Below are 11,777 nucleotides of genomic sequence, written 5' to 3' on the forward strand. Positions count from 1 at the left end.
GGGAGAACGTCCTTGCGTATCGCCGTGCTCGGCGGCGGCCCTGGCGGGCTGTATTTCGCCTATCTCTGGAAGAAGCGGCATCCGGCCGCAACGGTCGATCTGTTCGAGCAGAACCCGGCCGGCGCGACCTGGGGCTTTGGCGTCGTGTTCTCCGACCAGGCGCTGGAGTTCCTGCGCGCCGACGATCCCGACACCGTCGACGCGATCGCGCCGAGGATGGAGAGCTGGCGCAACATCACGCTCAATCTGGGCGGCGAAAGCGTGGAGATCGATGGCGTCGGCTTCTCCGCGATCGGCCGGCTCGAGCTGCTCAAGCTGCTGCAGGCCCGCGCCGAGAGCGTCGGCGTCATCGCCCGTTACGGCACGACCATCCAGTCCCTGGACCAGCTGCAGGGCTACGACCTCATCGTTGCCGCGGATGGGCTGAACTCGCTGGTCCGTCGCAGCTTCGAAGGCGATTTCGGCTTCTCCGTGTCCTATTCCAGCAACAAGTTCGCCTGGTACGGCACGAGCAAGACCTTTCCAACGCTGTCGCAGACCTTCGTGTCGACCGAGCGCGGCACCTTCAACGCGCACCACTACCGTTACGCGCCCGACATGAGCACGTTTCTGGTCGAATGCGACCGCGCGACGTGGCAGGCCTATGGCTTCGCCGAGATGTCGGTCGACGAATCCCGGCGCATCTGCGAGCAGGTGTTTGCCGATACGCTCGACGGCCACGCCCTGGTGTCCAACCGGTCGGTGTGGCGCAATTTCCCCTGGGTCTGGAACGAGCATTGGTGGCACCGGAACATGGTGCTGATCGGTGATGCGCTTCACACCGCGCATTTTTCGATCGGCTCCGGAACACGGCTGGCCATCGAGGACGCGATCGCGCTCGCCAAGGCGCTCGATGCCGAAAGCAGTCTGTCGGACGGTCTCGCCCGCTACCAGGCGGAGCGGCAGCCGATCGTCAAGAAGCTGGTGAAGGCTGCACGCACCAGCGCCGACTGGTACGAGCAGTTTCCGTCACATATGAAGCTCAGCCTGATGGATTTCGCCTACAGCTACATCACGCGCTCCGGCCGGATCGACGACAACAGGCTGCGGATGATGGCGCCGCAATTCATGGCGCGCTACGCAGCGTCCCGCGACCAGGGAGGCCGGGCATGACAAACGAGATTGCCGATCATGTTCCTTTCGACAGTGCCGGCGCGCGCGAGATCGGGTTTGCGATCCCCGTGCGCTACAATGCCAGCCGCGTACTGTTCGACAATCTCGAAAGGGGCAATGCCAACAAGCTCGCGCTGATCGGCCCGGCCGGTGAGCGCAATTATGCGGAGCTGTGCGCTGATGCGTGCCGCTGGGGCAACGGCCTCGCCTCGCTCGGTCTCGCCCGCGGCGACCGTGTGCTGCTGTTCCTGGACGATACGCCGGCCTATCCGGCTGCGTTCTTCGGCGCGGTCCGCGCCGGCTTCGTGCCGCTGCTCATCAACACGCTGACACCGCCGGACCTGCTGCAGTTCTATCTCGCCGATTCCGGCGCCAAGGTCGCGGTCGCGGATGCCGAGTTCGCCGGACGATTCGACGCGCAGGCTTGCGCGGATACGGCGCTGCAGACGCTCATCGTCGTCAACGGCACGGTGCCGGCAACGGCTGCGCCGGCGACGCATGCAGGCGCTGAGTGGCTGCATGGCTTCGCCGATCAATTGGACGAAGCCGACACGCATCGCAACGAGATGGCGTTCTGGATGTACTCCTCGGGCTCGACCGGGCGCCCGAAAGGCATCGTCCATCTGCAGCACGACATGGCCTATAGCGAGCAGGCGTTCGCGAGGAACGTGCTGCGGCTGAAACCCGACGACATCTGCTTCTCGGTGCCGAAGATCTTCTTCGCCTACGGCTTCGGCAACGCCATCACCTTCCCGTTCACCGCCGGCGCGACGACCTTGCTGGTGCCGGGCCAGCCGAAGCCCGCGGTCATCTTCGACGCCATCACCCGCTTCCGGCCCACCGTGTTCTTCGGCCTGCCGACGCTCTACACGTCGCTGACCAAGGCCGACGGAGCGAGAGAGACCGACTTCTCATCACTGCGTTTGTCGGTCTCCGCAGCGGAGGTGCTGTCGGCCGAGGTCTTCAACGGCTGGAAGAGTCTGACGGGATTGGAGATCGTGGAAGGCCTCGGTTCGACCGAGGTGCTGCATGTCTACCTCTCCAACCGGGAGGACCGGAAGAAGCTCGGCGCGGCCGGCCTGCGCGTGCCCGGCTACGAGATCGCACTCCGCGACAAGGACGGTCATGACGTCGCGACCGGTGAAGAAGGCATTCTCTGGGTTCGCGGCGACTCCAATACGCCGCTGTACTGGAACCGGCCGGACAAGACTGCAGAGACGATCCGCGACGGCGGATGGATCTACACCGGCGACCGCTTCGTCCGCGATATCGACGGCTTTCATTTCTTCCGCGGCCGCGCCGATGATCTGATCAAGATCTCCGGGCAGTGGGTTTATCCGCTGGAGGTCGAACTCTGCCTTGCCGAGCACCCGGACATCCGGGAATGCGCCGTGTTCGCGCATGAGCTGTCCGACCGACGCATGAGCCTCAAGGCGGTCGTCGTGACCAATGGCGCGTCGTACGACGAGCCGGCCATGACCAAGGCGCTGCAGGACTACGTGAAGACCAAGCTGCTGCCTTACAAATATCCGCGTGAGATCGTCTTCATCGACGAACTGCCGAAGACCGGCACCGGCAAGATCGACCGTCAGGCGGTGATGCGGCTGTGAGGACGAGCGTCCCGCCATTCGACCGCAGAAGCCGGCGATCAGCCGGCCTTGCCGAGATGCTCCAGCGCATCCTCGGCGCGCAACGGCACGCGCGAGACCTCGTTGTTGAGATCCACGAGCTGCGACAGCAACGCCATCAGCGTCTTCCGGTCTGCGGCCTTGAGCGGCGCCAGCATCCGCGCCTGCGCACGGTCGACCGAAGGCATGATCGCGCGCAGCAGCGCAGCACCCGCCTTGGTCAGATAGAGCAGCTTGACCCGCTTGTCCTCGGCCGACGGCTTGCGCTCGACATGGCCCTTGGCCTCGAGCCGCTCGATCACGCTGCCGAGCGTGGAGCGGTCGAAGGCGATCACGGCAGACAGCCGGGTCGCATCGATGCCGGGATGATTCTGGATCGCGACCAGCGCGGCGTATTGCACCGGCGTCAGGTCGAAATCCCGGCACTCCTCGACGAAGATGGAAACCGCGATCTGCTGCATGCGCCGGAACAGATAGCCGGGCTTGGTGTAGACCGCGTCCATCGTGATTTCGGGCGGCCTACTCGGCATCGGGCTGGCGCTCCGGCGCTGCATTCGCGAAAGCCGGCATTGCCTTGGCAGCGGCTTCGGCCTGCAGCAGACGCGGGAAGGCCGCAACGTCGACGCCGAAGCGACGCGCATTGCCGAGCTGCGGCACCAGGCAGAGATCGGCCAGGCTCGGGGTGGCGCCGAAACAGAACGGGCCCGGCTCATGCTTGATCAGCGCCTCACAGGCTGCGAGGCCGTCGCGATTGGCCCAGCCCGCCCAGGCCGTGACCTTGTCCTCGGGCAGGCCGAGCTCACGCAGCCGCGCCAGCACCTTCAGGTTCTGGACCGGATGCGTATCGCAGGCCAGCACCTGCGCGAACGCGCGGACCTTGGCACGGCGCAAGGCATCCTTGGGCAGCAGTGGCGGCTCGGGGTGAGTCTCGTCGAGCCATTCGATGATGGCGAGCGACTGGATCAGCGTTGCGCCGCTGTCGTCCTCCAGCGCCGGAACGAAGCCTTGCGGATTGAGGGCGAGATAGGCGGGCGCGCGCTGCTCGCCCTTGCGGAGATGATGCGGCAGATGCTCCGCCTTGAGCCCTTTGAGGTTCAACGCGATCCTGACGCGATAGGATGCGCTGCTGCGGAAATAGCCGTGCAGCTTCATCATGGCACTCCTCCCGAAATGACAGCCTTGGTTGCGATTGACGGTAAGCGAATTGACAGTATACTGTCAATTAATAACGACATCTGATCGGGAGGCGTGCATGGCCGCAGTTTCGACCCCGGAGCGCGAGGCGTTCTACAAGAAGATCGACGGCGAGAACATGACCGCGCTGTGGACTGTCATGAGCGATCTCATCACGCCCGAGCCGAAGAGCGCCTGCCGTCCGCATCTGTGGCAGTTCGCGGCGATCCGCGACTACATGATCGAGGCCGGACGGCTGATCACGGCCAAGGAGGCCGAGCGCCGCGTGCTGATCCTGGAAAATCCCGGCCTGCGCGGGCAGTCCAAGGTGACGACCTCGCTCTATGCCGGCATCCAGATGGTGATCCCGGGCGACATCGCGCCCGCCCATCGCCACAGCCAGTCGGCGCTGCGCTTCGTGCTTGAGGGCAAGGGCGCCTTCACGACCGTCGAAGGCGAGCGCACGCTGATGGAGCCGGGCGACTTCATCATCACGCCATCGATGACGTGGCACGATCACGGCAACGAAACCTCCGAGCCGATGTTCTGGCTCGACGGCCTCGACATTCCCCTGGTGCAGTTCCTCGATGCCTCGTTTGCGCAAGGATCCCAGGAGGATCAGCAGAAGGTCGCACGTCCCTCGGGAGACAGCTTCGCGCGCTACGGCCACAATCTGCTGCCGGTCGATGCCAAGCGCAAATCGCGAACCTCGCCGATCTTCAGCTATCCGTATTCCTACACGCGCGAGGCGCTGGAGAGCGCCAAGCGCGGCGAGGCGTGGGATGCGTGCCATGGATTGAAGCTGAAGTTCTCCAATCCGGAGAGCGGCGACTTTGCCATGCCGACGATCGGCACCTTCATCCAGCTGCTGCCGAAGGGTTTCAAGACCGCCCGCTATCGATCGACTGACGCGACGGTGTTCACCGCGATCGAAGGCAAGGGGCGCAGTCGCATCGGCGACCAGGTCTTCGAATGGGGGCCGCGTGATCTGTTCGTCGTCCCGAGCTGGCAGTGGGTCAGCCACGAGGCTGACGAGGAGGCCGTGCTGTTCTCGTTCTCGGACCGCCCGGTGCAGGAGAAGCTCGATCTGTTCCGGGAAGATCGCGGCAATGCCTGAGGGCTTCAGCGCCAGTGCAGCAGGCGCGCCTCAAGCAGGCTGATCAGCCGGCCGACGGCGAGGCCGAACAGCGACAGCAGCAGGATCCCCGCCATCAGCTGGTCGGTCTGCATCAGGTTGCCGGCCTGCAGCACGAATGTGCCGATGCCGGTCTCGGCGCCGATCATCTCCGCCGAGACTACCAGCATCAGGGCCACCGAGGCGGTGATGCGGAAGCCGGCGAGGATCGATGGCAAGGCGCCCGGCCAGATCACCTTGCGGACGATCAGCGGAAACGGCACGTCGAAGCTCTGGGCCATCCGGATCAGGTTGCGCGGCACCGCGTCGACGCCGCTGTAGACCGAGATGGTCGTCGAGAAGAACACGCCGAGCGCGATGGTCGCGATCTTCGGCTGCTCGCCGATCCCGAGCCAAAGAATCAGCAAGGGCAGTACGGCGATCTTCGGAATCGGAAACAGCGCCGAAACGAATGTGATGCCAACGCTGCGCGCGACGCGCCACAGACCGATCGCGAAGCCTACAGCGATGCCCGAGGCCGTTCCGAGCGCCCATCCCGGGAGGATGCGCAGCAGTGATGCCGAGACGTGCTGCCACAACGCGCCGGTCTCGGCGAGCCGATACAGCGCGCGCAGGATCCCGAGCGGCGTCGGCAGGAACAACGGATTGATTAGGGCAAGACTGCCGATGAGCTGCCACAGCCCGAGCGCCGCGGCGAGCGCGAGCAGGCCCGCCCAGCGGCTCGCAGCCGGTGTAAAGCCGCCGCCGCGGAAGCGGACCGGCCGCGCCGCGCCCGCGTCGGTCACCGGTGGTGCGACCTTTGGTACGCGGTCAAGCATGCTGGACCTCGCGCTCGGCATCGATCGCTTCAGTCCGGATCAGTGCCCAGAGCTCGTTCTGCAGGTCCAATAGCTGCGCGCGGGCTGCGGGGCTGCCGCGCTCACGGCGGCCGATCGAAATGCTGACGACCTTGCGGATGCGGCCGGGACGGCGTGACAGCACGACGATGCGGTCGGCGAGCCGTACAGCCTCCTCGAGATTGTGCGTCACGTAGACCGCGCCCATCGCCCCATCCGCGAGCAGATCGACGAAGTCCTCCATCAGCAGCTCGCGCGTCTGCGAGTCCAACGCCGACAGCGGCTCGTCCATCAGCAGGATCGCCGGCCGGACGGCGAGCGCCCGCGCAATGCCGACCCGCTGGCGCATGCCGCCCGACAGTTGCCTGGGATAGACGGCGCGGAAATCGATCAATCCGGTGCGCCGCAAGGCGTCGTCGACCGCGGCGCGGCGCTGTTGCGCTGATAACGCGGTGTGCAGCAGCGGGAAGCCGACATTGTCTTCGACGCTCGCCCAGGGCAGCAAGGCGAAATCCTGGAACACGAATGTCAGAGGATTGAGGCAGCCATCCGGTGGCGCGCCGCGCAGTTGCGCCCGTCCGGCCGTCGGCTGCAGCAGCCCGCCGAGGATCGCCAACAGCGTGCTCTTGCCGCAACCGGAGGGCCCGACGATCGCGACCACCTCGCCCGGGCCGACGGAGAACGAGACCTCATGCAGCACGTCGAGCGCCTCGAAGCGATGGCTGATGGTGTCGGCGATCAGGTCCATGTCGAACGCACCGCTGAGGTTCCGCTGGCTTCCGCGATCAATCTGGCTTCACATAGTCCTTCGCGATGATCGCCGCCGCGTCATAGCCCTGGTCCGCGAAACCCTGCGCCTGCAGCCATTTGATCTGGCTGTCGATGTCCTTCACGTCGAGCTTGCCATCGGGATCGACGTAGGAGCAGTTGCCGACCACCTGCTCGACGGAAAGATTGGTGTACTTGCCGATGATCTCGAGCAGCGGCTTCGTCTTGTCGTTGACGGCAGCGTAGCCGTCCTTCACCGAGGCCAGCACGACGTCGTGGTACTCGCGCTCGGCGCGCTGCAGCGACGCGAGCAGTTTCGTCACCGCTGCGGCATTGGCCAGGGTCTTCGGGCCCGCGAACACGCCGGTGACCTGCCACGGCGTCTCGTCGCCGACCCAGCCAATATGTTTGACCGCCCCCTCCTCCACCAGCTTGCGCGCGACGGAGATCGGCATCAGCGCCGCATCCACGGTCTCGCCCTTGAGCGCAGCGGCCATGTTGGACATCGACTGCAGCGGCACGATCTTCACGTCGGACAGCTTGAAACCGTATTTGTCGGCGAGCAGCCCGACCGAATAATGGAAGCTCGACCCCACCTGGGTCACGGCCACGCGCTTGCCCGCAATGTCCTTCGGTGTTCTGAGACCGGCCTCATAGGCCTTGTTGCTGGCGAAATATCCGTTCAGCGGAAAGCCAGCGCGATCACGGCTCATGCCGGCGATGATTTTCAGCGCGCCCTTGCCGGCAAGATTGTACAGTCCCGCCGTGAACCCGGTAGCGCCGACATCGACATCGCCCGTCGCGGTCGCCACCGCGATCGGCTGCGCCGCATCGAAGAACTTCAGCTCCACGTCCAGGCCGGCTTCGCGGAAATACCCCTTGTCGAGCGCAATGAAGACCGGCGCCGACGAGGACAGCCTGAGAACGCCGATCCGCAGCTTGGCGTCATCGGCCTGAGCGGTGGACATCGGCACCAACGCCAGAATCGCCGCGAACATGACGCTTACGTATCGCAACATCGAACTCTCCAAGATCCGGCCGCCCGGAGACTTCCCTCCAAGGGGCTGCGGACTTGTTGCAATATTTCCGGGCCAATGTCGCGGCAAATTTTCCAGGAGGTCGGCAGCCAGGCGACGTGCTCTCCCGAGGCTTCGCTCAGACACCAGCGGCGTCCAGCCACGATGCGAATGCCTGCGCCAGTTCCGCCATGACAGGCCGATCATCCCTGCCCGAGCGCGCGGACACGTGGAAGGCATGATCGGCCTGTGCGATGCAGTGCAGCGTGGCGCGTCGTCCCAGCCGCTTCACGACTGGTTCGAGCAGCTCCATCTCCGCCAGCTTGTCGCGCGTGCCCTGGAGAAACAGCATCGGGACCTCGATCGCGTCGAGATGGTCGGCGCGCGCCGCGGAGGGCTTTCCGGCGGGATGCAGCGGAAAGCCGACAAATGCCAGCCCGACGACATCGGGCAGCGGCTGCAGGCTCTGCGCCTGTGACGTCATGCGGCCGCCGAACGATTTGCCACCGGCGATCAGCGGTATCCCCGGACAGAGCCTCGCGGCCTCCGCCACCGCGGCGCGCACCGTGGCCTGGGCGAGCGCGGGTGGGTCGGGGCGCTTGCTGGCTTTTTCCATGTAGGGAAACTGGAAGCGCAGCGTTGCGATGCCGTGCGCGGCCAAGGCTTCGGCCATCTGCTGCATGAACGCGTGCGTCATGCCGGCGCCGGCGCCGTGCGCGAACACGAAGCAGGCGCGCGGGCGAGAGGGCACGATGAGCAGCGCGGATACGGAGCCTGCGCCGTCGACCGGAATGGCGAGAGAACGCGGTTGATGCTCAGTCATGCCCGGCTTTTGGGCCACGCCTCCCGTCCCGTCAACAGATCTGCCCGGTCCGCTGCAGCGTCGCCGAACCGGCAGCGCTGCATCCGGATCAAGCGGCCCTGACCGTCGCGAGGAAGCGGTCGACCTCGGTTCGCAGCCGCTTGCTGTCATTGGCCAGCGACTTGGCTGCCGACAGCAGGTTGGACGAGGCCTGCCCCGTGTCGGCGGCGCCACGCTTGACGTCGGTGATGTTCGACGACACCTGCTGGGTGCCGTGGGCGGCGTGCTGAATGTTGCGCGAGATCTCCTGCGTTGCCGCACCCTGCTCTTCCACCGCCGAGGCGATGGTCGAGGACACTTCCGACAGACGCTCGATGGTGGAGCTGATCTGACTGATCGCACTCACCGACTCATGGGTCGCTGCCTGGATACCCGCGACCTGCTGGCCGATCTCGCCGGTCGCCTTCGCCGTCTGCTCGGCAAGCGCCTTCACCTCGGACGCGACGACGGCAAAGCCACGGCCAGCCTCACCGGCCCGCGCCGCCTCGATGGTCGCGTTGAGCGCAAGCAAATTGGTCTGGCCCGCGATGGCGTTGATCAGCTCGACGACATCGCCGATGCGGTTGGCGGCCTTCGACAGCTCACCCACGCGATCGGTGGTGGTGCGCGCCTGATCGACAGCTTCGCCTGCCATGCGCGCAGACTCCTGCACCTGACGGCTGATCTCGTTCACCGAGGACGACAGCTCCTCGGTGGCGGAAGCCACCGATTGGACGTTGCTGGACGCCTGCTCAGAGGCGCCGGCGACGACTTCGGCGAGTTCGCGGCCGCGGTCGGCGGTCCCCGTCAGATTGGTCGCCGAGGATTCCAGCGTGTCCGATGTCGCCGAAACCGTTCTGACGATTTCTCCGATAGCCTGCTCGAATGTATCGGCCAAGCGACGCATGTCGGCCTTGCGCAGCTCGGACGTGCGATGGTCCTGCTCGAGCTTCTCCTCCGCCTCGCGCTGCGCCCGCTCTGCGGCGAGCCGCTTGAAGCGTTCGACGGCGCGCGCCACATGGCCGATCTCGTCCTTGCGCCGCACGCCCGGGAGAACGACGTCGAAATCGCCGTCCGCCAGACGGATCATCGCCTTCTCCAGCGAGATGATCGGGCGGCTCAGCGAGTAGGCGAAGCCGAGCGCGAGCAGGATGCCCAGCACCAGCGTCGCACCCGACGCCGTCATCATCATCGTGCGGGAATCCGCCACGTGAGCCTCGGCCTGGACGCGATACTCGTAGCCGTAAGCAGCCACCAGCTCGACCAGGTCGTCGACGCTCGCAAGCGCCTCGTTGCCCAGCTTGCTCAGCATGAAGCCGGTCGGAATTTCGGTGACGCCCTCCGGCGCAGGCTTGAGGATCTTGAGCGCAGCATCGGACCAGTCGCGCAGCTTCTTTGCCGCCTGGTCCCGCGCGGCATCGACGCTGCTCGATTTGACGCGCTCACGGACGATGTCGAGATCTTCGGACATGGCCTTGGTGAGCTTTTCGAACTTGTCCGCCGTCGTCTTGGACGTCCCCACCGTCTCCGCGCGGCTCAGCACCAGCAGCGCGGCATTCAGTTCCGAGTGGATCGAACGGGCGTGATTGATCGCCATGAGTGGCCCGTCATAGAGGCGGACCACGAGATCGCCGGCCGAGGTGATCCCGCGCAGACCATAGAGCGCCAGGCCACCAGCCAATGTGAGCATGATGCTCAGGACCGCGAGGATCCTCAACCGGATCGACATTTTGAGCTGCTCCGAAAGCTTAGTCGACGACCTTGACCATCATCTTCATGCGCGGGTGAATCGCGCAGATGACGGCGACATCGCCGGTTTCCTTGAACGTGACGTCGGTGGACGCGCCCGGCGCCTGGGAGCCGAGATTGAACTCGTTGCCCTTGCTGGCGGACATGATGTTGTGCGGAATCGTGTCGTCGTTCAGGAAGGTCAGGGCATCGCCCTTCTTCACGGTGACGCTCTCGGACGAGAAGACGCGCCCCTGCTGATGGATCACCTCGGTCGCGGCCAGCGCGCCGGTGGACAGGCCCGCGACGACGGCGAGGGCGATGGCGGCTCGTGCTTGATACATGTTCAATTCCCTTGTTAGCGCGGCAGCACCGGGGCGGCCGTCGGGGTGAGATTGCTGGAGAGGGTTTTCAGGAACGCAACGAGGTCGGACTTGTCCTGCGCGGTCAGCCCGAGCGGACGCATCAGGTCAGAGCGGCTCGGCCGCTCGACGCCGCCGCCATCGTAGTGATCGACGACCTGTTCGAGCGTCGCCAGCGAGCCGTCGTGCATGAACGGCGCGCGGCGCGTGATCTCGCGCAGCCCCGGCGTCTTGAACGCGTGCTGCATCTTGATGACGCCGGGGGCGTATTCGCCACGGCCGACGTCCTTGCTCGGAAGCCCGATGTCCTGGAAGCCGTCATTGGTGAAATTCCAGCCTTCGTGACAGGTCATGCACTGGGCCTTGCCGTTGAACAGCGCGAAGCCGCGCTTGGCGTCTTCCGAGATCGCCTTTTCGTCGCCGTCGATCCAGGCGTCGAACGGCGCCCGATCCGACACGACGGTCCGTTCGTAGGTCGCGATCGCCTTGGCCAGCGTCTTCGGCGTCATGCCTTCCTTGGCGAAGGCCGCTTCGAACAGCGGCTTGTATTCCGGTATGGTGTTCAGCCGCTCCATCAGCTGATCGAGCGGCATGTTCATCTCGCCGGCCGCCTGGATCGGTCCGAGTGCCTGCTCTTCCAGGTTTGCCAGCCGGCCGTCCCACATGAAGATCGCGCCCCAGGCCGCATTGACGATGGTCGGCGAATGCCGGCCGAGCTTGTGCATCCCGTTACCGATGCCGACCGCCATGCCATCGCCCCAGCCATAGCTCGGGCTGTGGCAGCTTGCGCAGGACTGCGCCATGGAGATCGACAGCCGCGGGTCGAAATACAGCTTCTTGCCGAGGGCCGCCTTTTCCGGCGTGTAGGCGTTGTCCTTCGGAAAGGGGATGGTCGTCGGACGGCGATACAGCGCCTTCAGCGAATCCGTGCTGGACGGTCCCTTCTGCTGCAACGTGACCTGCTTGGTTTCGCCGACCAGGGCGGCGCCGAGCCCCGCGCTGGTGAATCCGACGATGAGGGCAAGGGCAGAGCCGAGCGAGAGAGATCGAGCTGTGAGGCTGCGCGGCATCATCGGTTTTCCTGAGATTTCTTTGCGACTGCGAACGCTGGAATCATTCGGTTGAGCTTCAGCGATGA

General features: G+C 65.4%; 12 protein-coding genes. 3 read left to right on the plus strand and 9 right to left on the minus strand.

Going from position 1 to position 11,777, the window contains the following annotated elements; all coding sequences use genetic code 11:
* Positions 1 to 12: 12 nt before the first annotated feature.
* Entirely contained in the window at positions 13 to 1,152 is a 1,140-nt protein-coding gene (locus ACQR07_RS13245) for an FAD-dependent monooxygenase (protein ID WP_434902726.1), read from the plus strand.
* Positions 1,149 to 2,762: a benzoate-CoA ligase family protein gene (locus tag ACQR07_RS13250; protein ID WP_434902727.1), complete on the plus strand. Its 1,614-nt coding sequence runs from the start codon at positions 1,149 to 1,151 to the stop codon at positions 2,760 to 2,762. The genes ACQR07_RS13245 and ACQR07_RS13250 overlap by 4 nt, the downstream gene beginning before the upstream one ends.
* A gap of 38 nt (positions 2,763 to 2,800) precedes the next feature.
* On the opposite strand, the gene ACQR07_RS13255 is transcribed toward ACQR07_RS13250, so the two are convergent.
* Entirely contained in the window at positions 2,801 to 3,310 is a 510-nt protein-coding gene (locus ACQR07_RS13255; RefSeq protein WP_434902728.1) for a MarR family winged helix-turn-helix transcriptional regulator, read from the minus strand.
* Positions 3,300 to 3,932 (minus strand): maleylacetoacetate isomerase, encoded by a 633-nt coding sequence (maiA, locus tag ACQR07_RS13260; protein WP_434903070.1) that lies wholly within the window; start codon positions 3,930 to 3,932, stop codon positions 3,300 to 3,302. The genes ACQR07_RS13255 and maiA overlap by 11 nt, the downstream gene beginning before the upstream one ends.
* A gap of 100 nt (positions 3,933 to 4,032) precedes the next feature.
* Here maiA and gtdA point away from each other — a divergent pair, with 100 nt between their 5' ends.
* A complete protein-coding gene (gtdA, locus tag ACQR07_RS13265; protein WP_434902729.1) occupies positions 4,033 to 5,070 on the plus strand; it encodes a gentisate 1,2-dioxygenase in 1,038 nt (345 codons plus the stop codon).
* 5 nt (positions 5,071 to 5,075) lie between these two features.
* Here the strand turns inward: gtdA and ACQR07_RS13270 are convergent, their stop codons facing one another.
* The 7 genes from ACQR07_RS13270 to ACQR07_RS13300 all read right to left on the minus strand — a co-directional run bounded on the left by ACQR07_RS13270 (position 5,076) and on the right by ACQR07_RS13300 (position 11,712).
* A complete protein-coding gene (locus ACQR07_RS13270; protein ID WP_434902730.1) occupies positions 5,076 to 5,906 on the minus strand; it encodes an ABC transporter permease in 831 nt (276 codons plus the stop codon).
* Positions 5,899 to 6,672, minus strand: a complete 774-nt coding sequence (locus ACQR07_RS13275) for an ABC transporter ATP-binding protein (RefSeq protein ID WP_434902731.1) — start codon at positions 6,670 to 6,672, stop codon at positions 5,899 to 5,901. The genes ACQR07_RS13270 and ACQR07_RS13275 overlap by 8 nt, the downstream gene beginning before the upstream one ends.
* 37 nt (positions 6,673 to 6,709) lie before the next feature.
* Positions 6,710 to 7,711 (minus strand): ABC transporter substrate-binding protein, encoded by a 1,002-nt coding sequence (locus ACQR07_RS13280; RefSeq protein WP_434902732.1) that lies wholly within the window; start codon positions 7,709 to 7,711, stop codon positions 6,710 to 6,712.
* A 136-nt stretch (positions 7,712 to 7,847) separates the two neighbouring features.
* Positions 7,848 to 8,531, minus strand: a complete 684-nt coding sequence (locus tag ACQR07_RS13285) for an alpha/beta hydrolase family protein (protein ID WP_434902733.1) — start codon at positions 8,529 to 8,531, stop codon at positions 7,848 to 7,850.
* 88 nt (positions 8,532 to 8,619) lie between these two features.
* On the minus strand, positions 8,620 to 10,278 hold the full coding sequence (locus tag ACQR07_RS13290) for a methyl-accepting chemotaxis protein (protein ID WP_434902734.1): 1,659 nt from the start codon (positions 10,276 to 10,278) through the stop codon (positions 8,620 to 8,622).
* A 19-nt stretch (positions 10,279 to 10,297) separates the two neighbouring features.
* Positions 10,298 to 10,621 (minus strand): cupredoxin domain-containing protein, encoded by a 324-nt coding sequence (locus ACQR07_RS13295; RefSeq protein WP_434902735.1) that lies wholly within the window; start codon positions 10,619 to 10,621, stop codon positions 10,298 to 10,300.
* Between the two features lie 14 nt (positions 10,622 to 10,635).
* Complete coding sequence (locus ACQR07_RS13300; RefSeq protein WP_434902736.1) at positions 10,636 to 11,712, minus strand: cytochrome-c peroxidase; 1,077 nt, start codon at positions 11,710 to 11,712, stop codon at positions 10,636 to 10,638.
* Positions 11,713 to 11,777: the final 65 nt, after the last annotated feature.

It is taken from the genome of Bradyrhizobium sp. HKCCYLS20291 (assembly GCF_051167715.1).
GTDB lineage: Bacteria > Pseudomonadota > Alphaproteobacteria > Rhizobiales > Xanthobacteraceae > Bradyrhizobium.